Source organism: Streptococcus sp. FSL E2-3494 (assembly GCF_038007085.1).
Lineage (GTDB): Bacteria > Bacillota > Bacilli > Lactobacillales > Streptococcaceae > Streptococcus > Streptococcus thermophilus.
The window spans coordinates 863,889-887,216 of the sequence record NZ_JBBOWN010000001.1 but is presented as its reverse complement, the minus strand read 5'-3'; the positions used below and the strand labels follow the sequence as shown (position 1 = coordinate 887,216).

22 protein-coding genes, 4 pseudogenes and 1 riboswitch are annotated in these 23,328 nt (G+C 35.9%); all 26 genes and pseudogenes read right to left on the bottom strand.

Going from position 1 to position 23,328, the window contains the following annotated elements; genetic code table 11:
- Positions 1–207 precede the first annotated feature (207 nt).
- On the bottom strand, positions 208–777 hold the full coding sequence (locus NST05_RS04665) for a hypothetical protein (protein WP_084829225.1): 570 nt from the start codon (positions 775–777) through the stop codon (positions 208–210).
- 142 nt (positions 778–919) lie between these two features.
- Positions 920–1,704, bottom strand: a pseudogene (locus NST05_RS04660) (ABC transporter permease).
- 1 nt (position 1,705) lies between these two features.
- Positions 1,706–2,523, bottom strand: a pseudogene (locus NST05_RS04655) (ABC transporter permease).
- Position 2,524: 1 nt separating this feature from the next.
- Positions 2,525–3,513: pseudogene (locus tag NST05_RS04650) on the bottom strand (ABC transporter ATP-binding protein).
- A gap of 407 nt (positions 3,514–3,920) precedes the next feature.
- Complete coding sequence (locus NST05_RS04645; RefSeq protein ID WP_084828924.1) at positions 3,921–4,523, bottom strand: response regulator transcription factor; 603 nt, start codon at positions 4,521–4,523, stop codon at positions 3,921–3,923.
- Positions 4,520–5,602, bottom strand: a complete 1,083-nt coding sequence (locus tag NST05_RS04640) for a sensor histidine kinase (protein WP_084828925.1) — start codon at positions 5,600–5,602, stop codon at positions 4,520–4,522. Before NST05_RS04640 ends, NST05_RS04645 begins: the two co-directional genes overlap by 4 nt.
- Positions 5,595–6,332 carry an ABC transporter permease gene (locus tag NST05_RS04635; protein ID WP_014621744.1) on the bottom strand — a complete coding sequence of 246 codons (738 nt, stop codon included), beginning with the start codon at positions 6,330–6,332 and terminating at the stop codon, positions 5,595–5,597. The genes NST05_RS04640 and NST05_RS04635 overlap by 8 nt, the downstream gene beginning before the upstream one ends.
- The gene (locus tag NST05_RS04630; RefSeq protein ID WP_084828926.1) at positions 6,329–7,210 is read right to left on the bottom strand and encodes an ABC transporter ATP-binding protein; all 882 of its coding nucleotides are present in this window, start codon (positions 7,208–7,210) and stop codon (positions 6,329–6,331) included. Before NST05_RS04630 ends, NST05_RS04635 begins: the two co-directional genes overlap by 4 nt.
- Entirely contained in the window at positions 7,203–7,382 is a 180-nt protein-coding gene (locus tag NST05_RS04625) for a hypothetical protein (protein ID WP_011681334.1), read from the bottom strand. The genes NST05_RS04630 and NST05_RS04625 overlap by 8 nt, the downstream gene beginning before the upstream one ends.
- A gap of 10 nt (positions 7,383–7,392) precedes the next feature.
- The gene (locus tag NST05_RS04620; protein ID WP_011681335.1) at positions 7,393–7,602 is read right to left on the bottom strand and encodes a hypothetical protein; all 210 of its coding nucleotides are present in this window, start codon (positions 7,600–7,602) and stop codon (positions 7,393–7,395) included.
- Positions 7,603–7,752: 150 nt separating this feature from the next.
- Positions 7,753–8,004, bottom strand: coding sequence for a hypothetical protein (locus NST05_RS04615; protein WP_014621746.1), 252 nt, complete (start codon positions 8,002–8,004; stop codon positions 7,753–7,755).
- 358 nt (positions 8,005–8,362) lie between these two features.
- Positions 8,363–9,592, bottom strand: a complete 1,230-nt coding sequence (locus tag NST05_RS04610; RefSeq protein WP_064355611.1) for a transporter — start codon at positions 9,590–9,592, stop codon at positions 8,363–8,365.
- Positions 9,570–11,903, bottom strand: coding sequence for a ThiF family adenylyltransferase (locus NST05_RS04605; RefSeq protein WP_340742908.1), 2,334 nt, complete (start codon positions 11,901–11,903; stop codon positions 9,570–9,572). The genes NST05_RS04610 and NST05_RS04605 overlap by 23 nt, the downstream gene beginning before the upstream one ends.
- 373 nt (positions 11,904–12,276) lie before the next feature.
- Positions 12,277–13,152, bottom strand: coding sequence for an Rgg/GadR/MutR family transcriptional regulator (locus NST05_RS04600; RefSeq protein ID WP_011681339.1), 876 nt, complete (start codon positions 13,150–13,152; stop codon positions 12,277–12,279).
- Positions 13,153–13,329: 177 nt separating this feature from the next.
- Positions 13,330–13,686 carry an NUDIX hydrolase gene (locus NST05_RS04595; RefSeq protein ID WP_014621749.1) on the bottom strand — a complete coding sequence of 119 codons (357 nt, stop codon included), beginning with the start codon at positions 13,684–13,686 and terminating at the stop codon, positions 13,330–13,332.
- The gene (locus NST05_RS04590; RefSeq protein ID WP_011681341.1) at positions 13,686–13,970 is read right to left on the bottom strand and encodes a hypothetical protein; all 285 of its coding nucleotides are present in this window, start codon (positions 13,968–13,970) and stop codon (positions 13,686–13,688) included. The genes NST05_RS04595 and NST05_RS04590 overlap by 1 nt, the downstream gene beginning before the upstream one ends.
- Positions 13,971–14,109: 139 nt before the next feature.
- Complete coding sequence (locus tag NST05_RS04585; protein ID WP_340742907.1) at positions 14,110–14,739, bottom strand: DUF6572 domain-containing protein; 630 nt, start codon at positions 14,737–14,739, stop codon at positions 14,110–14,112.
- A gap of 143 nt (positions 14,740–14,882) precedes the next feature.
- The gene (locus tag NST05_RS04580) at positions 14,883–15,887 is read right to left on the bottom strand and encodes an IS5-like element ISSth7 family transposase (protein WP_011681261.1); all 1,005 of its coding nucleotides are present in this window, start codon (positions 15,885–15,887) and stop codon (positions 14,883–14,885) included.
- A gap of 175 nt (positions 15,888–16,062) precedes the next feature.
- Positions 16,063–16,263: pseudogene (locus NST05_RS04575) on the bottom strand (ATP-binding cassette domain-containing protein); the annotation flags it as partial.
- Between the two features lie 70 nt (positions 16,264–16,333).
- On the bottom strand, positions 16,334–17,011 hold the full coding sequence (locus NST05_RS04570) for a hypothetical protein (RefSeq protein WP_014621751.1): 678 nt from the start codon (positions 17,009–17,011) through the stop codon (positions 16,334–16,336).
- A gap of 137 nt (positions 17,012–17,148) precedes the next feature.
- On the bottom strand, positions 17,149–17,814 hold the full coding sequence (locus tag NST05_RS04565) for a hypothetical protein (protein WP_011681344.1): 666 nt from the start codon (positions 17,812–17,814) through the stop codon (positions 17,149–17,151).
- A 12-nt stretch (positions 17,815–17,826) separates the two neighbouring features.
- Positions 17,827–18,321 carry a YkgJ family cysteine cluster protein gene (locus tag NST05_RS04560; RefSeq protein ID WP_014621752.1) on the bottom strand — a complete coding sequence of 165 codons (495 nt, stop codon included), beginning with the start codon at positions 18,319–18,321 and terminating at the stop codon, positions 17,827–17,829.
- An 84-nt stretch (positions 18,322–18,405) separates the two neighbouring features.
- Positions 18,406–20,406: an ABC transporter permease gene (locus NST05_RS04555; protein ID WP_014621753.1), complete on the bottom strand. Its 2,001-nt coding sequence runs from the start codon at positions 20,404–20,406 to the stop codon at positions 18,406–18,408.
- A gap of 1 nt (position 20,407) precedes the next feature.
- Positions 20,408–21,166, bottom strand: a complete 759-nt coding sequence (locus NST05_RS04550) for an ABC transporter ATP-binding protein (protein ID WP_011681347.1) — start codon at positions 21,164–21,166, stop codon at positions 20,408–20,410.
- Between the two features lie 144 nt (positions 21,167–21,310).
- Positions 21,311–22,285, bottom strand: coding sequence for a sensor histidine kinase (locus tag NST05_RS04545; protein ID WP_340742984.1), 975 nt, complete (start codon positions 22,283–22,285; stop codon positions 21,311–21,313).
- On the bottom strand, positions 22,275–22,955 hold the full coding sequence (locus NST05_RS04540; protein WP_011681349.1) for a response regulator transcription factor: 681 nt from the start codon (positions 22,953–22,955) through the stop codon (positions 22,275–22,277). The genes NST05_RS04545 and NST05_RS04540 overlap by 11 nt, the downstream gene beginning before the upstream one ends.
- 204 nt (positions 22,956–23,159) lie before the next feature.
- A riboswitch (purine riboswitch) is annotated at positions 23,160–23,255 on the top strand.
- Positions 23,256–23,328: the final 73 nt, after the last annotated feature.

Here is a 23,328-nt window from a genome sequence, read left to right as displayed (position 1 = left end):
GAGTAAACGTTGCACTTATTCTTGCAATTTATCACATATAATAGAAAAAAATATCAGTAACATCTTTAATTTGATTCATTCTAAATACAATAACTATCAAAGAAGCATCTGAAGTCAGACTCAGATGCTTCTTTATTTTATTATTTCAACTTTTTCACTTATACATACCCTTATGCTTCTTCAAATATTTCTTACCATACCAGTCTTCTACTGACTCACCCTCCCAGTCACAGTATTCTTCAGGATATTTCCATTTGCAGTAGGCATGGAAATTCCATAAAAATAAGAAAATCCATCATTATCAGATTCATTACAATTCACATTCCTAAGAATTATACTCCCTCCACCAAGGTTGAAAACGTTATAAGTAAACACTTTAAAAGGCAGTAAATAGGCTCGTTTAATACATTTGACAACCAGTATGATGGAAATCCATATTAAGAAAGAGACTAAATAGACATCCGCTATTAAAAGCGGATATTTAGAAACGGGTAAGCTTAAATTGTTAGGATCAGAGTCATGAAAGGATAGAGAGGCAACTAGAATCATGAAATTGATAAAGATAGGGCCAACCAAAGTCAGAAAAAGGCTTTGAAGACGTAATTTTATAGTGGGTTTTCCTTGTTTATAGTAGGCTTCCACCCTATAGAAAACATCTTTATTTTGATACTGAACAAGCCTGTCATCTTCTAAGACTAACTTGCGAAAGGGCTCACTTGCTTTATGTACATCTCCTTTAAGAGTGACATTCAAGGCTTGGTAGTAGATAACTTCCAACTGATGGTACTTTAAGTCATTGCTTAACCCTTCGAAATAATCATTTCTTTTGTGCGCAATGATTATTTCATAAAGAGCGAGACAGACCTTTTTGTTTTCTCGGCCAGTGTAGATTCTGTGATGGTCAATTCATCTTTACCTCTTACGAACCAGCACTTTTATAGGCATCCAATCCCTATCCCAGAGTTTTAAGGAAATAAAAAAGAAAACAAGGGAAATCAAAATCAAACCACCGATGTTAAAGAGCCCATTCTTATCTTGCAAGAAATATCTAGCTGGATAATAATCCGTAAAGGCGAAAGGCACGATAAAACTGATCAACCAACGAAGGAGCGAATTGCAAATTGATATCGGGTACTTGGCAAAATCATTGAACATATAAAAAATATAAATCATGGCACCTGACTGCTTGGTCCAAAAAGCAATGCTGGCTGTTGCAATTTTCAAGGAAGTATAAATCAAGGTCGCAAAGGGAATACAGACTAGGAAAATCAGGAATTTTGGAAGAGTCCAAGCAATGCTTGATACTGTTGTCGCTAGTAAAACACCACCGACCAAGAGTTCACCCAAGGCATCAATCTGGAAGGTTTCAACTAGGATGTGGAAGAGAGGATTGATAGGACGAGTCAGATACTTGTCAAACTCCCCTTTTCGCACTAAACGTTGTCCTAGTGCCCATAGATTGTCAAAAAAGAGATGATCGAGTCCCTTGGGAATCAAGGAAAATCCATAGATAAAAGCAATTTCTTGAAAAGTCCATCCTTCTAGGGATGGAATGTGTTGAAAGATGACATTAAGAAATAAGAGGTTCAAGCCTTGAGTCAGAAAGACTCCTAAGACACCAACCACAAAATCGACCTTGTACTCCATGATTTGCTTGATGTATTGTCTGATAAAAATCAGATGCATGCGTTGATATTTTTTCATACTAACCTCCTTGAATGGTGATAAATGACTGGACTCGTTTCCAAATCAACTGAGACAAGCCCCACCATCACTAAGAGCCAAAAAACTGGAGCAAAAGCGCCTGAAGCATCTGACTGGCATCGTATTTCCCAACAATAATCATTACCGGAGTGTAAATCAAGGATGAAAAAGGAAAGAGTGACAGAATAGCTGAAACAACCTTTGGAAAAAAAGCCAAAGGAATCAGACTTCCTGACATAAAGGCCACTATGGAAGTCTTGAGTAGATTGGACCCCAAAGATTTTTAAACACAAAGGCTGTAAAACCAAAGCAGATATTAAAGAAAAAGTTAATCAGATAGGCGAGCGTTAAGCTAAAGAGATAAAGAATCGTCAATCCCAGCACTTCTACAATGCCTTGTCCAGACAAGATTTTCATCAAAATAATCACATTCAAAAATGGCAGGCCAACAGAGATAAAAATCAACCATTTGGAACCAAGCTCGGTAAAAAGATAAGAGGCCGAAAAATGCACTGATCTTAATAAGCGCATGATAATGGAACCATCCTTTACCCCCTCCCCAATCATAAAGGAGCTATCAGACCTGGTCAACAGATTGGTCACAAAACTCATGATGATGTAGAGGGTAATATCTGCCATACTGAAGCCCTGAATCAAAGGCTCCTGGGAAGAATCAAAGACTGCCTTCCAGAGATAAAAGGCCACAAAGGCTCCCATGACATACCCAATCCGATAAAGAATAAAATTGACTCGGTAGGTGATTAATTCCTGAACACCTGCATTAATAAAGGGTTTATAACGTTGCCACAATTTGATCATCTTAGAGCTCCTTTCGATAGAAGTGGCGGATAATATCCTCGATATCCGTATCTACCATATTCAAATCGAGGATTTCAAAATCAGACAGGGCTTGCTTGATAATATCGGCTGACTGGTAGCGTGAACTATCTAATTCAATGTTGAGGCTATTCCCCTGTCTATCCATAATGATTTCAGGCAGGCCTTCATAGTGAGAGACTCTCGCCTTTGACCTGGTAGCAATTCAAAGGAGAGAGTCTTCATCTTGCCAAAAGTTTCCTTGAGTTGGCTCACCGTTCCATCAAAAATCTCCTGACCCTTGTCAATCATAAAAATCCGATCACAGAGTTGCTCAATATCACTCAGGTCATGAGTGGCCAAGAGAATGGTTGTTTTTTCCTCCTGATTGATCTGGGTAATAGCCCGGACGAATGTTATCCTAGACCGAAACGTCCAAACCAATGGTCGGCTCATCTAAAAAGAGCACCTTGGGAGTGTGAAGCAAGGAAGCTGCAATATCCGCCCGCATCCGTTGACCCAGTGAAAGAGTCCGAACAGGATCCTTGATAAATTCCCTCAAATCCAAGACTTCACTCAAAAAGTCCATTCGCTTATGGAAGAGCTAGTCTGGCACATAGTAAATCTTCTTCAAAACCGTGTAAGTCTCTTGCAATGCCAAATCCCACCATAATTGGGTTCGTTTCCCAAAAACAACTCCAATGTCCTTGACATAATCTTGACAATTGTCCTGCGGAATCTTGCCATTAATCCGACAAAAACCAGATGTGGGTTTCAAAATTCCTGTCAGCATTTTAATGGTGGTCGACTTCCTAGCACCATTTGCCCCGATAAAACCTAGAATCTGCCCCTTTGGCACCTAAAAGGTCAAATTCCTTGACCTCTTCAAAGGGTCTGCTTTTTAGGATGAATAAAGGAACGCAAAGCCCCCTTCAGGCCCGGTTCCTTAACAGTCTTAACAAAATTTTTCTGAAGATGTTTCACTTCTATCATTTCGTGTCATCTAAACACAAAAGGCCGATTCCTCATCTCCTAAAATCTGCCTTCTTTTTCACAGAGAAGGCCTCAGTGTGACTCTATTATAAAGCAGTTAAGAAGGAAACCAAGTATTATTCTCACAAAAGAGAAAATAGTTTTGATACTTGAAAAAACAAAAAAGTCTGTCTAAAAAGACAGACTCAGAATGTAGGATATAAAGCATTTATAGGAAAACATCCTTGGCGGTATATGGCACTGAAGGATTGGTATATAAAACAAATCTTTTAGCCAACAAGTCAGTATTAGAGTTGGCTTTGGAACTCTTCCAAGGAAGTTTCACTTAAAAATACTTCACTCTTACTAATTAATCTAATTTCAATTTTTAATGTAATCATAATGATAGAAAATTTACCTACTTCTCCTCATCCCAACCAGTCTTTTTCTTTGGCAATGCGGACAGCTTCTGTTCTGTTGCCTGCATCGAGTTTGGTCAGGATGGCTGTCATGTAATTTCGAACTGTTCCATTTGAGAGGAAGAGGCTTTCTGCGATTTCTTGGTTAGTTGAACCTTCGGCAACCATGACCAAGACTTCTTGTTCACGTTGGCTAAGTGGATTATTGTCAAAGGCGACACCTTCAACTAGCTCTGGCGAGTACTCCTTTTGACCTGCTAGGACGGTATGGATGGTCGCCATAAGGTCACTGATGGAACGCTCTTTGAGCACATAAGCATCCACCTGGGCTGCAAGGGCTCGTTTAAAATAGCCTTTACGTTTGAAGGTGGTCACAATAACGACCTTCGTTTCTCTTTGGTTGGCACGGATCCACTCTAGGACATCAAGACCTGTCTTAACTGGCATTTCAATGTCTAAAATTGCTACGTCGACCTCTTCTTTTTTCAAGAGATCAATGGCTTCTTGACCATCACTGGCCGCATGGACATCTTCGACATCGTCTTCCAACATGAGGAGTTGGCAGAGGGCATCCCTCAACATTGACTGGTCTTCGGCGACTAATAATTTCATGCTTTTCCTCCCTCTTTCAAATGCACACGAATCATGGTTGGATGCGATTGAGACAGAATTTCCAAGTCTCCATCTACCAAACTGAGGCGCTCTCTGATACTGTGTAGTTCTTGTCCAGTGACTTCCTCAAAGCCACAACCATCATCCTCAAACTCAAGGATAATACCTTGATCACGTCTTAGACGAATCTGACAGCTATCAGCCTGGCTATGTTTGATGACATTATTGGCCAGTTCACGAAGCACCATGGACAAGGTAGACTGACTAACTGGTGACAGGCTGTCTAAGTCAAGGCTACTATCCACGGTCAGGACGATATCAGATAGGTCAAAGAGTCGCTCAAGTTCCAGTAACTCCTCTGCCACCGTTCGGTACTTAAGCTTATTGACAATCTCACGCACCTCATACATGGAGTCACGACTTATCTGATTCAATTCTTCCAGATTCTTTCTAGCAGCTTCATACTGCTCCTTGTCCATCTGTTTTAGAGCCAACTCGGTTTTGAGACTCATCATGGCAAAGGTGTGTCCCAAGGTATCGTGCAAGTCACGACCAATACGATTACGTTCATTTTCAGCTGATAGGATATTGATGGTACGGTTGGCTTCTTCCATCTTTCTCTCCTGACGCATACGGTTTTGAAAATAGTACATTCCCAAAGAAAAGAGGGGAATAACCATAGACAGCAGGTGGGTACTCAAATCGTCTGTCAATAGGAAGGATGATGACGTCAAAATCAAGAGTGTCGCTAGAAAGGATAAGAAGCGATAAGATGATATGCTATCCTCAAAGCGCCAAACGAGAAGATTGACGTTGAAAAAAATAAACCACATCATCCCCCCCTGGAAGGTCAGGGTCATAAAGATAATGTAAGCTAGAGTGTAAAACCACAGAAAGGGAATCCACTTACTATAAGCTTTTTTCAAATACACCATCAGGAGATAAGCGATGGTAAACAGTCCAGTCAAAACTATGGTCCAAACTGGAAAATACCCACCAAAGACTCCCAATACTGGAAAGACAAGGAAAATCAGACTAACAAAATAAGCGAAATCATTTTTCTGGTAAGTTCTAAACATGGTCACTTTCTCTGTAAGATTTAATAAAAAGGGCTAAGCCTGTAGCTATTGTAGCATAGACCAGGATAAAAATGAGTGATTTCCATGAAAATTCCCCTTTTTTCGCAAAATTGACTACCAACTGATTAATATGATAGATGGGTGTCCACTCCGAAATGTGCTGAACCCATTTTGGAAACATGGTAACTGGCATCCAAGAACCACCGATAATAGCAAGTCCAAGAAAGACGATATTTCCGACAATAGCCATGATTTGTTGAGACTTAATTTGGGCTAGGAGCAAGCCAAAGGATAGGAAGACTAGGCTTGACAAGAGTAAAAGAGCCCCTGAACCAAGCCAATGTGATAATGGCATCTTAACATCACGCACAAAAGCTCCTACACAGAAAGTTACGATGATAGCAACCATAAAGTTCATAAGAACTCGGAAGATTTTAGAGAGGTAGTAGGCCTGAATACTGATTTTTGAATGTTCGATATAGGTTAGCCAATGCTCCGTTTGATCCTCTCTAAGCATGTAGGGAAAGGTAAAGAAACCAAAGCTGGACATAGAGAATCCTGTCATGGTCAGCATATAGGACAAAATAAAGGCTTTTTGTGACTCTGGGTCAGGACTCATTTCCATACCTGAATACAAGAGGAAAAATCCGACGGGCATTCCGATAGACATGATAAAGACGGGCCAACTGCGCCATGTTTTTATCCATTCGATTTTAAGTAGTGCTTTCATGACTTGTCCTCCCTTGTGCTATCAAATAAGCTATCTAAAAGTGTTTTGTTTTGAATTTCAATGTCAGAAATGCGACAGCCGTGAGCTTGTAAACTACTCCATACACTTTCAATATCTTTAGTCATAAAGGTTACAACATCACGTTTTTCAGTCACATCATAAATGTCTGCCAGTTTGTCAAGACTTGGCGCAAAGCGACTTGATAAGGTGACTTGTTTTTCCTTTTCTTCGCTACGCATAGCGTGTGGCGTAGTATCCCTGATGAGTTTCCCCTGATGAAGGACCAAAATACGGTCAGCTGTGTGCTCGACTTCTTCGATATAGTGGGACGAATAGAGGATGGTCACACCTGACTTTTTCAGATCATTGATGATTTCCCAGAAACGTTGGCGTGTCGTAGTGTCCATCCCTGCTGTCGGTTCATCTAAAAAGAGAATGTCAGGCTTACCAATAAGACAGAGAACAAAAGCAAGAAGACGTTTTTGCCCTCCTGAGAGTTTGTCCGCAAACTGCTGATACTGGTCATCTTTAAATTGTAAGAGTGCTTGAATTTCTTCTTTAGATAACCCATTTTCAGAAATATCTTGGAAAAAAGCAATCAGTTCCCTAACTCTTAATTGTGAAGGAATAGTATTTTCTTGAAGGAGAACCGCAATTTGATCTTGCGCTTTTCCCTTTTTACCCTTGATAAAGACTTGACCGCTACTGGCTTTCTTATCGCCAAGAATACAGGACATTAAGGTCGTTTTACCAGCACCATTTGGCCCAATTAAAGCAAGACAGTCGCCTTGTCCTACCTCAAAGCTAATATGGTCTAAAATCGTTTTTCCCTTAATCTTTTTGACAAGATTTGTGACTTGAAGGATTGTTTCACTCATGTGTGTGATTTCCTTTCTTTTGGTAGAAGGCTAAAAAGACATAACAAGCTGCAACTGAGACACCCATAACACTGTAGAGAATACCACTACTACCATGAAGTACGACATAGACAAAGAGGGTGATCCAAATTGTAGCTAGGAGTATGATGCTCAGTAGTTTCAATAGTTTCATGCTAGATCTCCTAGTTTTTCAATTCATTAATGACAAGGTCGATAAAACTTTTAGCCATAGTGATGAGAATGTAGGCTGAGATAGACAAGCCAATAATCATGCCAAGATTTGAGAAAATAGCTTCAAAGTTGCCTTTTTCAAAGATATCAGTAAACATGCTAAGTCCAGCAAAGACAGTTGCGATAACAGCGTAGACAAGGTAAGATGTTTTGATTTTCATGAGATGACCTCTTTCGTTTTTTATTATTTCTAAGTTATGACTAAAGTATATCTTTTTGGTCATTCTCTTTTTAGCACCAGATGTCATGACATGATATGACATTTGTCATGTGACGTAAAAAAAGCCGACCCAAGGTCAGCTTCTTACTGTCTAATATCGATCAGCGAGTTCGTAAAAAGTGCGGACGACACGTCCTTTATAATGCACTCTGACTTTCCGTAGCCAAAGGCTATCACCCTTTTCAAGAATATTAAAGTTAGATTGGCTGACGAAAAAGTTACGTTTAGTGTCACCAACCTTAACGACTAGGAAATGATTAGCCCTTGTTCTTGGTGCTTTGGCAATTCTCTTTCCAATGATGACGCCAACAACCTTAGACCGATCCTCGCTATAATAACCCATCTTGGTTAAGACAAAAAGTAGATAATCAATCCTATCTAAATATTTAGTGTAGCGATAAGTATTAATCGTTGGCGCCTTGTGTTTAGGCTACAAAAAATGAAGGTTTAAATTAGAACGAACAAGCTCATAATCTTTTCTCCACTTTTCATAATCATTGTTATGAAAATCGGCAATCTGCTTTCTACCACAAATAATGTCGGCCGCAAGTCGAATCTTTCATCCTTCAATCATGATGGGAGATTTTAACATGATAAATTGCAAGAATAAGTGCAACAGCTAGAGCAAAGGCAGTCCAATCTTCTGGTAATATCTACTACTTGGAAATGGAGCCCAAATATCAAAATGGTAAGGAGTAAATCTATTCTTTCTCATTGGTCAATTTAAGTGTTAATAATAAAACTATAAAAGCGCAGATTGAGTATAAAAGCCAAGCTGATTGAATAGCAAACAAACTAAAAATAGTAAAAATGATATTTCCAATTGGCATAGCCAACATGAAAAGCAAAGATAACAATGCACCACTTCTTGCTAAAAGCTCGCTAGGAAGTGAAGACATCAAGAGACTATTTATTTTGGGATTAATTTTACCGCTCAAGTAAAATAAAAACGCTAGTCCAAACATAGATAAAACTTGGGGCCCACCAAGACTATTATTCAGAGATATAGCAAAAATGATAATTGAATCTAAAAATATTATTGAAATGAGACGTAATTTTGAAAAATAATCATGAGGACTTATGGTTCCTATAATACTAAAAAGTATCATTATAATCTGCAATATAAATACTGACTGACTAAATGTTAATCCAAAAAGAGGTACTTTTAAAAAAAATATATTATATATAGCTGAAAAACCACTACCTAAAGCATTAATAAGTAAAATAGATAGTAACATTAATGTGAAATTTGTCTTTTCAGACTTTTGAAAAACTTCTTTTAAACCTAAATAAGTTTCTTTAATTTTTAAAACAAATGATTTTTGATATATCTCCACATTAGTATGCAATAAAAACTTTTTGTATTTAATTAGTATAAATGACGATGCAAAGAACGATAAAGCATTAAAAACTGCGACAAGGCCAAAATTATCATTTGAAATTGTCAACACATATACGCCTAAGGCTTGACCAGAAAAATTACAAACATATGAAATAAATTGATTTACAGAATGTGCTTCTATTAGATTTTCTTGTTTAACTGTATGTTGAAAAATAGGGAGCTCTAGCCCACCTCTATAGTCACTAATAATATCTGAGACTATATTAATTAAACATATTATAGAAAATGCCAACCAAGTTGTAGTCTGAGTCAATAATCCAACTAATATGAACAAAATAGATTGAACGAATCCCAGTAAAATCAACCACCTCCTTTTTAATTTTGTCTCATCAGCCTTTATTCCTATATATAATGTAAAAAATACAGGAATTAAGACAATAATATTAGCAATACCTACAGCTAATTTGTTATTAGGCATAGTAGCAGCAAAAGATACAAAAACTAGATTATACATAGATGAACCCAATTTATTAAAAAATGCAGATATAGCTAAAGCTCTAAAAGATTTATTTTCCCTTAAAATATTCATCTTTCATTTCCTCCAAAAAAAAATTATTTAAAAAATTATTTATTTCAGATACATAGGATTCTATTAAACTCTCAATTTCTATATTAAATTCGTTTTTTATTGAGTCAATAGTAAATGTTGAAATGGACGCTATAATAGAAATTATTTCTCCAAATGAATAATTAAGTTTTTTAGAATATTTATAAATACCTAAAGCAATAATATCTGAAAACACTGCATCATAAGCATAAAAATGCTTTGAATACAGCATGCTATAGTCAATGAAGTTGTACTGTGTGTATTCTAGTAATTCTGGAAGTAAACCAATTGAGTTAAAAAACTCTGACTTAATCTTCAAAATATCCTCTATAGAAGAATTTTTACTTAAATTCAAAACATTATAATCAATTTGACAAAATACATATTGGTAAAAAGATTTTCTAAAAAATACAGATAATTTTTCCTGACTATCGGCAACAAATAACTCACCTAATTTTGCAAAAATTTCCCAAAAGCTTTTAGGAATTTTATATAATTCATTTAAATGTAATCGTTCCTTAAACAGATCATAAGAATATGCATGCATCAGCTCATGGGATAATCTCATTACCCCCATAAAATTTTCTTGATATGTCATTATTATTTTCGATGTCTTTGTATATGGGTTATAGAGAGTAAAATTCTTATGAGTTTTACCTGCTCTTTTTTCACAATCGATAAATCCATTGTTACGATAATTTTCAACAAAATTGAAAAATTCTTTATCGTCTATAGCTCTTAAAATCATCTCGAAAGCATCAGTAGCTACTATCTTTTCCAATTCTAAAAATTCAAATTCCAAAAAATCATATTTATCAAGATTCTTAGTATTAATAGAAACTCTAAGATTTTTAGAAATCAACTCAATAAAGTCGAAGCCATATCGTGTTTTTAATTGCCGTGATATATTTTCTATAAATTTTTTTCTCTTATTTAAGAGACTGTTATATACATCTTTGAATTTAGGAGAGAAGACAAAATTTTTATAATCCAATAAAATATCATCGAATATAGGGATATTACGTCTAAACTTAGAGTAATTTACAATTGGAATCCCATTTTTCTTATAGTAATCAGCCTTTAATGTTTCTAGTTGCAAAATTTCCGATCTAAAGTGGTCTTCAATAGAATCTCCATAAATTCTATTAAAAAGAAAATCTAGATGGTTATTGAGATATTTATAATTTTGATTAGTAATATCTGTACAGAAAGTCAGATATGTATAGTAATTAAACTCGAAGACTTTTTTTATTATTTCTTCTTTATCGAAATCTGTTGTATGCTGTAAAATATACTCTATCTTCAATATTTCTTGTTCTATATTCCTAAATATATATCTTTTTTCAAATTCATTAAGATTTAAATATCTCAAATTTTGAGTATAGATAGTGTTCAATCTAAAATTAAAAAATAATATGTCATCAACTTTAAGATAAAAACTTTTAATGAGGGTATTAAAGGCTAAAGATGCACTCATGAGCCCTTTTGCTATCGTTCCTGTATTATGGGATATAAACTGTGTTTTCAAGAGATAAGGTTGTTCATTAAAATAATTCAAAAAGACTTGTTGATTCTCTTTAGTCATATGATATACAATTAATTCTTCTTGAGAATATCCTGTCAAAAACAGAGTATAATTATATTTAGACATTTTAGAGATTAATAATTTTATTAAATTACCAGTTGAATCATCAGCACAACAAAATATAATATCTGGTTTTATATCATACAGATTCTTTTCAATATTATCAACCGAAAGATAATCATCGATCGTTTCTTTTATACTACTGATTTTTTCTCGAAGTGTCTTAGTTTTTAATTGTCCAACATCAGATATAGAATACCCTAGTTGTGCAGTAATATTTTTTAATTCAACACTATCGCCATCAATAACTACAATATTTTTAAAACCAAATTTATCTAATTCATAAACAAGAGGTGCCCCGACAGTTCCAAGACCAATTATTAATATTTTCTTATCAATTATAGATTTATACTGTAAATTAGGTTCAATATCGTTATGTAATGATAAAAATTGTATATTCCTAGATAATCGTTGATAATCATCCCATTCATCTTCATTAATTTCAAAAACAAGAGAATTTTCTTTCAGAAGGTTATATATATCAATGTTATTATATGAAAAATTTTTATCTAAATATTTCATTTCCTCCCACAGTTCTTTTATACAAGGAGAATGAATCACTTTCTCTCCCCCTTTACATGCAGGATACATAATTATATCTTTTTCTCTCTTGACAAAACCTCTTCCGGATTTTAGTATATATTTCATTTTAAATCTACTGAACACATATGCAAAAATTAAGAAAAAGTGGTAATAGCTATATACCACTTTTTCTTGTTCTTAGATTAACAAGCAATAAAGCAACCGCCATTACATACTTGTTCTTCTACTTCGATATCTTCGATAAACATATGCCTGTTCCCCTTTCGTTATGATATCCCAATTATAACTTATTTATGTCACAAAATTAAAAAATTGAAGATATGAAATTTTTTAATAAATTTATTTCATATCTTCAATTTTGCTGAATTGATAAATTTTATGTTAGTATAACAGTCAAACTATTGATTAGGAGGATACAGCATGAAAAAAGTAATAGCCATTTTTCTCTTTATACAAACTGTTGTGGTAATAGATATTATTATCTTTCCCCCTTTTGGTTAGTTCTTAGATATTGGGATAGTCTCTGTTCTAATATCTTAGAGAGACCTAATTGTTCTATTTCAGAAACTTTTAAAATATATTGCTCAACTTCTTCAAGATTAACACTATTTTCTATTAAGTAGGAGTATACTAGGACTAAAAAATTTAATAAAATTATTTCAAACGTATCAAATACATCAAGAATCATTCTTAACTGATTGACAAAAAAGTTGAAATGAGTTGTTAATCTCCGTTCTACTAACTCAGAAATTAAATTTAAATATGTATACTTTAAAGCCTTTCTAAAATCTAACAAGGGACTATAAATTTCTGAGCGTGATACCAGTTCTTTTCCTAAAAATAACAAATCTGTGTCAGATAGGAAAGGCATAGTATTCCCAAAAAGATGGATTTCATAAGCAGTCCAATCTTCAATATCAAATAAATAATTCGATAAAAATTTGCTATCATCTAGAGATAAAGTGAAATCTCTATCAATTAGATGAATAGCATTTTTTATCACCAAAGTATTTAATTTATCATATAACAATTGACTTTCTTTGTATTTGTCAAGTAGCTTAAGCAATGATTGTTTATCGTTTTCTGCTGATAGCTTCGAAATTTTATTCATAAGTAACTGATGTTGAGTAGGTTTATAATCTCTAAGAGCAAATCCAAATTCTGAAAATGTTAAATTAATACCTTCAATTACTTCTAACATCTTATCAGCAGAAAGCATAGTTTGGCCAGATTCAAATTTTGATAATTGAGAAACTGATAATTTATTTTTTGCAACATCCTTTTGTTTAACTTTTCTAGCAATTCTCAACTCTTTATAGAATTCACCTAATTTTAATAATTCATTAGAATCCATGTCATTATTCCTCCTTAGCAAACTCCATCTCACAAAATATTATTATCATTCCTAAAAAGTCTATTATTAGTGATCATACCATTTATTCATTGCTTTAATTACTTTCAATTTTTTTCGTTTCTAAATGACTATTTCATAATATCATATAAGTATGGTACTATACTTTCCCCGTCTAAATCAGCTAAATTTTTTTATCCACTTATACTCCACATGTTCTTCTGGATCTAATTTAATATTGATATTTTCATTTTGAAGTAAGTTGGCACTATAGACAAGTCTTGTAAATATCTTATTATTATCTATATTACTATCTTCATGAATAATGTTTTCTAATGAAATAACTAGGCCAACTTCCTCTTGACACTCTCTGATTGCAGCTTGTCTAGGAAGCTCCCCATCTTCTACACTCCCACCTGGAATATCCCAATAAGAGGGATAATAATTTTTTTCTCCTCGTTTAATATCACTACGTTTTATTACAAGATATTTATTTTTAAACATTATCAAACTATGTGCTATTAATTTATTTTCCATTAATTTTCTTTCCTTTCTCTTGTTCTGTAATTGATACTTCTTAATAATCGTTTTTTCTTTCCATAATTAGACTTTTTATCTTTTAATTGTAAAGTGTCTATTACATCTATAGCATATGGTAGAGTATTTGTTGTAAACTCTATTTCAATTTCATAGTCAATTTGTCCGTTATAATAATTTTTATCCAAATAGATGATAATCCCTTTTATAATTATTGAATACCGTTCTGTAACTAATAATCCAATTTTCTCAAATAATAAGCCATTATATTTTTTTTGGAACATTATCAAATTGTTTGATTAGAAAGCTATTTTTTATGTGCATAGGAAGAAAATTTATTTTTTTGACATTTCGATACTTGAAACATACATAGAATTCCCACTCTGTTTTATTTTAAAAAGAAAGCGTCTTTCGCTCTCTTTATCACTCCGGCAATTCTAGCTTCAAACTCATATCCGTTGGTTGCAATACCTTCTGAACAGCAGCTAAAAAAGCTAAACCATTATCAGACGGAGAGTACTGGAATGTAATATGGATGACTTTTTTGTCAAAGCTATCGCCATATCGCTCCACATACTGCTTGCTTTCGAGGAAGTGAATATAATTGTTAATTTTTTCTTGCAGAATTTCAAGATGGACGGCTTCTATTTCTTCCTCCCAGTCGACTGAATCCACCAGAAGAAGTTCCAAATGATTATCAACTGTACCAATAGCGTCAAGTTCAGTTGGCTTAAGTTCTGAAGAGATGGCTTGGGTGACAATTTGTCTAAATTCCTCTGCTGTAAAAAGACAACGGCTATTTTCAGGATTTTTCAAAATAAAGGAAGGATGATCTTCGATGAAGAGCTTATCGGATTCATCTTGTGTATACTCTTTTTTAGATTTCCAAAAACCATATTGCGCATAATTCATCAACTCTTTACCAGTATGTTCTCCCGACATATAGCTGTCAGCAGCTTCTTTGGGAATTTCTCTAATCACTTCTGGGCAGGTAATATTAAAAGTTGGATAACGCAAGAAATACTTATCCCCATCTTGACAGATTTCCAACATGTCTTTTTGACTTACATAAGGGAACCTCTAAAAACACCAGTAGAGCATCTAGAGCGTCAAATTTATCTTTAATCTACAGTTTATTTCTTGTAAATTTTTGTTTGTGAGTCTTACTCAAGGCTATTTCCCAATTTTTGGGCGCACTAAGCCCATGATTTCAACCCTAGTCGTTTAATCTGTTCAAATCGAAAGATGTTATAGAGGAGGTTGGTTAAGGTCACATTTGTCTTTGCCCTATCCATTCCAATCCCTCTAAAGGTACTTCCCTTCATGCTATTTTCAATAAAACCAAAAACATGCTCAACTCGACAACGGACTTTGGCAATATGACGGTTAATGTTCTTGTCAGTATCGGTCAATGGTTTATTTCGGAAAGCACGACGGACGGTATGGTGTTGGCAGTTGTCAGGAACACTTTTCCCCACATAGGCACTATCATCAAATACAGGTTCGTTGGCATCACAAAGAGAAGCTAGAACATTGGAGTCATGTATACTAGCTGTTGTGACGCCATAATCTTTGATTAGCTTTGATTTTCTATCAACACAGACGTGATTTTTATAGCCAAAGTAACGAACACCCCCTTTTTGAGTCCAGCTCCCATCGATATCTTTTTGGCATCGTTTGGCTTTGTTCCAACCTTCTACAGTTTCATGCGCTTTGATTTTCTCGTTTTCCTCACGGGAATTGCGTTGCTTAGGACATTCCACAAATGAAGCATCAACTATTTGACCTGTGTGGGCAATCAAACCTTCGTCCGAGAGTTGAGTATAGAACAAGTCGAATAATTCCTTTTCGCGACCTGATTGAGTCAAGCGATCTCGATAAAGCCAGATAGTTTTTGAATCTGGGACATTATCTTCGTGGCAACCAACGAAACGACGAAAGGATAAGCGATCAAGCAATTGATATTCCATAGCATCGTCAGACAAGTTATGTAATCGTTGAAGTAAAAGGACTTTGAACATCATGAGGTAATCAAGGTGAGGACGACCTCCACGACCAATAACTTTATTCTTGCGAGAAAACAATTCTGATAACAAGGGGAGAAAGAGTTGCCAATCCATGACAGCGTCTAGACGTTCCAATGGATTACCTTTTTCAGTGAGTTTTGACAAGATTTTTTCATCATCAGTAAATAAATGCATCGTGTTTAACCTCGTTTATCGAGTTTTATACTTGTATTTCTATTATCTCATTTTATAGGTTTTTTGAGGAGTTTTTAGAGGTGCCCATAAATTGATTCCATTCTTATATCCTTTGTCTTCTACCAAATATCTTAGAATTCTCCCAAAATGTGTCCAAAATATTGACAGAATTCCACTTGCCTTCGATGAGGACTTGCCCACTACTGTGTTTTTTATCGCCAAGAATACAGGACATCAAGACAGTCTTACCCGCCCCATTAGGTCCAATCAAGGCGACACAATCTCCCTGTTTAATCTCAAAACTAATATCCTCTAAAATTGTCTTCCCCTTGATTCTTTTTCCAAGAGACGTGACTTGAATAACCGTTTCACTCATACCTGTGATTTCCTTTCTTTTGTATAGGAACCATCCTAATTGACAAAAGAGCTGATATCATTGGACTCCCTTAATACTCCACTTCTAGCTCAGTGCAGAAGAGACTTCCGCTCAGATGAAGTCTCGTTTCAACTTGTTCTAAATCAGATTCAAAACGATCCACCTTTACAGATGATAGGGGATGTGAGATTCCAGTGGTGTCCATGACACAACCATGAGGAAGTCGAATATGAACTTCACCAAACTTAGCATCAAGATGAACTGCTACCTGACTTGATGCAAAGCTGGCTTGACTCAAATCCAGCCACAGCTCACCGAAAGCCATATTCATATCAACCGTTTCGACTTCTTGAGAATAGATGCGATACCTATCCTCAGCCATATATGTCTTAACAGAAATATGTGGTCCTTCTTGGTCGTTCTTATTGACCTTATAGTCTTTAGTGAGATCTTTCTTTTGACTACGGCCATATAGCAACTCTAAAGCCAAACCTATTAGAAAGATACCGCTAAAGAGATTCCACTGTGCAAAGTCAAGGTTTAACAAGTCATGAACATAGGGTGATAAGAAGGCCAAACCAAGAAAAATAAGGAGAGGTCGCCTATTCAAGATACCAAAACAAAAGAAGGCCAAGAAGAAGACCAGATTATAGTTGACCATGATCCAAAAATCTGGAATAAAGGCACTAGCGATAAAACAAGCTGCTAGTAAAAGCAACAAGAAGGACCGAAGATTAAATCGTTCCATAAGAAAACTCCTTTCTAAAGAAATGATTGCAATTTTCCAATTATTTTCACTATCAGTATAGCACTATTTGTAAACGTATTCAATGTTATATTAAAAGGATTTGCAAGAAAAAAAGAGCTTTCGCTCTTTCATCATTTTCAATGTTTGACAGTTATTTGTCCAAAGGATACTGAGCCTGTTAGAGAAACTGTAGTGCTTGATAACTCTCGCTCTCCTAGACTATCGTAGCCTTTCACTCCTGCTAGGCTTGTATGAAGCCCATGTGTATCCACTTGCCAATCCTTGGGCACTCGAATGATAACCTGAGAAAAATTTGCCTGAACCACAATCTGAGGTCGGTCCGTCATAAACTGAGCCTGACGCAAATCCAAGGTCAAACGCCCAAAATCAGCATTGGCATAGACAGTTTCAAGATTCTGAGAAGTCACCACTTGCACAGACTCTGAAAAAAGAGTCTTAGCAAAAATTTCTCGCTCATGTTCTTTAGACACCTTGTAAGAGAATTTTTTCTTATAACTTGGCTTGCTCAAACGGTCCACTGCAATCCCCAAGATAAGAATCCCTACAAAGAGAGTCCATTCCGAATAGTCCAAGCGAAAAAGGTCATGTATGTAGGTTGATAGAAAGGCCATCCCCAAGAAAAAGAGAAATTTTCCCTTAGATTGCCAGCTCAAAAGCACAAAAAGCAAGGCTAAAATCAACTTATAATTAAAAGCCAAATACAAATCTGGAATAAAAGCTGTTGCGATAAAATAGGCTGCAATGATAAGTAAGGTAATAACACCTGAATTAAAGCGTTTCATAACAAGTCCTCCCTAAATCCTGTCCTTGAGTTTTTCCACAAAAAGGTAGGCTGCTGGACAGAAAAGCGTATTTTTTATAGTCAGATGATTGATCTGATAGATTTTCTTACGATCCGTGTGAGGAAAGGCTGCACAAGCCTTAGGACGGACATCATAAATATCACAGAGATTATCAGGCCCTAAAAAAGGACAAGGCATAGACTTGAAGACCTTGTCGCCATCCTCATCTACCTGCAGGTACATCTCTTCGAAGGCAGGTAATTTCATTCGAAAATGCTTGGCAATGCGAGTAATGTCCTGCTCTGTGAAGTCGGGACCAAGCGTCTTACAACAATTAGCACACTGGGTACAATCAATCTCCTGAAAGACTTCATTGTGCACCTCCTGAACAATCTTATCTAAATTTTTAGGAGCCTTCTTCTTAAGTTGTGCTAGAAACTTACGGTGCTCCCCCTGCTTTTGACGTGCCAATTCCTCATAACGTTTGACATCAATAGTCTGTGACATGTGTTTTCTCCGATGATTTATAATTCTTTCATCTATTATAGCATAAAAGAAATAGAGCCTAGCTTGAACTAGACTCTATGTCAGTTACATTGATACGATTCTACGATAAGAACGCGACGTTAGGACGAAAACCAAGACATAAGCTAAGAAGAAAACGCCACAAACAATAATTGTAACCACTAACATAAGATCTGGATTGAGAACTCCAATGATACGCACAATCAAACTGATCATATGATAAGCAAAGGCCAAGTGAATAAAGGCAAAAATCAAAGGGAGGAAGAAGACGGTAAGAACTTGCTTACGAATGGTTTGCTTGACTTGAAGGTCGTCCAACCCAATCTTTTGAAGAATAACAAAGCGCTCACGATCCTCATAACCTTCAGAAATCTGTTTATAGTAAATCACGAGAACTGTGCCAAGCATAAAGATAATGGATAAGAAAATACCGATAAATAAGGTTCCGCCAACAAAGCCATTTAGCATCCCTTCTACATCATATCGGCTATTAGCAGTGAGGTTAGGCCCAGGGACACCAGTAGTTTGTCCAGCTAACTGTTGCATTTCTTTATCCGTGAGTTTGTCTAACAAATCTGAATTTTTCTTGGCTTCATGTGTAGGGTCTTTGACGTTAACACCAACATAAGTAGATTGAGTTGTTGCTGTTCCTTTGATACTTTCTTTAAAAATATCCATATCAGGAACGACAAGGTAGCTATAATCAGAAACTATGGTTGTAAAGATATTAGGTACTTTACCTTTAATAAAGTCATTAAGGCTTTCCTGAATCTGGTAGTTTTGACCATTAATAGAGACACTCTTTTGATCTTTCAATATTTTATTTTTAGTAAATAAGCTAACTTGATTTGAAGTCAGATTGAGGTCTTTACCTGTTAATTGCTTATAAGTTGCTTGTGAGAAGACAAGAAAAACTGACTTTGGTAGAACTTTTCTTTCATTCTCAGAAAAGATGGTTAGCTTGTTTTTTTCTTGTTCTTTGATACCAAAGTAGAGGTAAGTTACTTCCGTTTTTCTATTGACCTGATTTCCCGACTGTGATAAGAAATCATCCATAACCTTTTGTGTACTTGTTACATCTACATTCGTTCCGGTAACTGTGTAATCATGTGGAGCAGCACTCGCCAGATAGTCTTTTTTTCCAGCATAGATACTTGCAGCACCTACAAGCGTCACGAGAACCATACTTGAGAGGATAGCAATGGTTGCAAGCCCAACTGCATTTTTCTTCATCCGAAAGACAAGGTTGGAAATGGAAATCATATTATTAGGCTTGTAATAGTAGCTTTTCTTCTTTTTCAAGAGTTGCAGAACTACTGTTGTCCCAGCGTTGAAGAGAAGATAAGTCCCTAAAATGACCAGTAAAACAGCTAGGAAAAAACTGATAATAGCCGTTACTGGATTCTGAACAGAGAGAGCAAGATAGTAACCATATCCCATAGTCCCAAGTCCTAAAAGGGTTTGAATAACTAGGAAACGTCCTTTTTTCTCACCCTTAAGGCCATCTTTAGTTAATTGTAAAGGATTAAGCCGTAGTAATCGGAAACCATTTACCAAAACCAACAAACTAAAAATACAAGCAAAGATGACAAGAACAATAGGGATCGTCATTACTTGAAAGGTCGAAACCAAACCAGTACCTTCACCGATAATCCTTTGAAGAAAAGCATAAATGAGTTTATCGAATAGCGCCCCTACACCTATACCTAGAAGCAAAGTCACAAAACCCATAATCATCGTTTCTTTTAAAATCATGCTAAAGAGGTGACGTTTCTCTAAGCCTAGCACACTATAGAGACCAAGCTCCTTTGAACGATTTTTCATAACAAAGCTGTTGGCATAAAGAACAATAATCCCAGAGGATAGGGCGACAATTCCAAGTCCCAACCCCAAAACCATCTTGATAGCATCTGCCCCAGTTAAGTCATCCAGATGCGAATTAAGCGTTAAAGATGTAAAAATATAGGTAATAGCAATAACCAGAATAGTTGCCAATGTATACGGATAATAAAGCTTACGATTTTTTATGAGATTGGACAAAGCCAGTCTATTGGTTAGACGAAACATATTAGTTCACCTCACTTGCCATTACTGTAAGTGTATCGGAAATTTCTTGGAACATTTGATGTTCAGACTTATCCCCTTTGAAGATTTGATTATAAAGAATACCATCCTTGATAAACAAAACACGCTGCGCTCGACTGGCGGCCGATGTTGAGTGAGTTACCATAAGAATGGTCTGACCGCTGGCATTAATAGTATCAAAGACATCCAAGAGTGCCGCTGAAGATTTGGAATCCAAGGCGCCTGTTGGCTCATCTGCTAAGAGGATTTCTGGTTTAGTGATGATCGCACGCGCAACTGCAACCCTTTGTTTTTGGCCACCTGAAATTTCATAAGGGTACTTCTCTAGCAAAGAGTGAATTCCCAGTTGACGACTGATAGCTTCAACTTGTGTCATCATTTGCTTAACTGAGCATCGAGAAAGGACCAAAGGTAGCAAGATATTATCTTTAACAGATAGGGTATCTAAAAGATTGAAATCCTGGAAAACAAATCCTAATCTTTCACGACGGAAACTGGAAGCATCCTTATTTTTAATTCTTGCTGTGTCCATACCATTCAGATAGACACGCCCTGCTGTTGGTTTATCAAGCATGGCAAGGATATTAAGCAAGGTTGATTTTCCTGACCCGGACTCACCCATGATTGCAACATAGTCACCTTTATCAACCGTAAAATGGATATCTTTAAGGGCTTCAACTTGATTTCCTTTGAAACACGTTTTATAAATTTTTTTAACATGTTGAACATCTAGTAATGTCATAATAAGCTCCTTTATTTAATAGATTTGGAAGAGATTTTAGGAACCTCTTACTTAACTTCTGATACCATTTTATAGAAAAAGCAAGGTCTCAACCATAACCCTTGCTTTCATTTCTAGTCTTATTTCTTACACTTTTGTAAGTTATTAATCAATAGCCAACTTCTGCTTTTGAAAATGAATGGAAACCGTGGTTCCTTGACCTACTTGGGAGCTAATACTAATATCATGTCCAAGCTGATCAGCAATTTTCTTTGAAAGATAGAGACCTAACCCAGACGACTGCTGAGTCAATCGGTCATTGTAACCTGAAAAACCACGCTCAAAAACCCGTAAAATATCACTATCCTTGATACCAATCCCAGAATCTTTAAGATAAAGCGTATTATCTTTAAAGTAAATGTCAATGCCACCACTCTTTGTGTACTTCAAACTATTTGACAAGACCTGCTCAATGATGACTAAGAGCCATTTTTCATCTGAAATAACCTTAACATCCAGGTCATCTAGGTTAATAGTCAACCCTTTTTGAATAAAGAAAAGACTATGCTTTCGAATAACTTCTTTAACCAAGGGGTCTAATGCAACCTGCCTCAACTGCAAATCATCATGAAAGTTTTCCAAACGTAAATACTGCAAGACCAGATTGGTGTAGGCATCAATCTTGAAGACCTCTTGCTCCAAGAGAGCCCTCGTTTTACTATCTGTAACATCCCCTAACAATAATTGACTGGCTGCTATTGGCGTCTTGATTTGATGCACCCAAAGGGTATAGTAGTCCATCAAATCTGTATAGCGCTTGCGCTCCTCCTCAGTCTGAACCATTTGACTCTCCTTAGCATTTTCCAAGGCCTGAGCTAGATAAAACTCTAAAGGACTTGATGGTGTCATTTTCTCATAGAGATAGGCTAAGTTATAAGACTGATAAGAGCTAACCAAGTCCCAAATAACTATGATGATAGCCACAAATGTCAGTATGGTCAAGGCATAATGAAGAATATCTGCTGCCTCTTCAAATAAAAAAGCAAACAAAACCAAGATGATTCCATTAAAAATAAGCAAAAGATAGAAAGGTAGACGAGACCTAATCTGATATGTGATAAATTGACGCTTATCCATCATGACGCAACCCGTAACCGACACCTTTCTTGGTTTCAATAAAGTCCTTCAAACCAACTGCCTCTAACTTCTTACGTAAACGTGCCACATTTACAGAGAGAGTGTTATCATCAATAAAGAAGTCACTATTCCAAAGCTCCTTCATGAGGTCTTCACGACTAACGATATTACCAGAACGCTCAAAGAGAACTTGTAAAATCTGAAATTCATTCTTAGTCAAAGAAACGACTTCTCCCTGATAAACCAGATCCATGGCCTTAAGGTTCAGAATCACACCCATATATTCCAAAAGACTCTGATCCTTTCCAAACTCATAAGATCGGCGCAAAAGCCCTTGAATTTTTGCCAAGAGAACATTTTGGTCAAAGGGTTTAGTCACAAAGTCGTCCCCACCCATATTGATTGCCATAACGATATCCATGGCCTGATCTCTGGAAGACAAGAACATAATAGGCACCTTGGAGACCTTCCGAATTTCCTGACACCAGTGATAACCGTTGAATAGAGGTAAACCAATATCCATAAGAACCAAGTGGGGTTCTTCTTTTACAAAAAGAGATAATACTTCCATGAAATCTTCAACAAGAACAACTTCGTACTCCCACTGTTCTAGTATTTTCTTGACTTGTTGACGGATAACCTCGTCGTCCTCAACTAATAAAATCTTATGCATAACTCAACCTCTTTCATTTCTCACTATTATAACAAAAATGACATAAGAATCGCCCTTTCTCAGCAAATCTTACAATAATGTTAGATTGAATTTTGCAACTTTTTAAAGAGTGCATTTTTATGGAAAAATTATTTTAGTCTTCAAAGAAAATATAGTATTATAATAGTGTTGATGTTGGTTTATCATCAACCTTCGAAAGCTTCATCAAACAATGAGAACATTACTTATTTATGTCACGAATGGGCGTGACGTTTCTACAAGGTGCCGTAACACCTAACAATAAGTAAGCTAATTTAGTCATAGAAAGATTTCACTGTCTTTTTGTGATTTTAAAGGCTTGCTTTGCAGGCCTTTTTTATATTATTCGATTGTT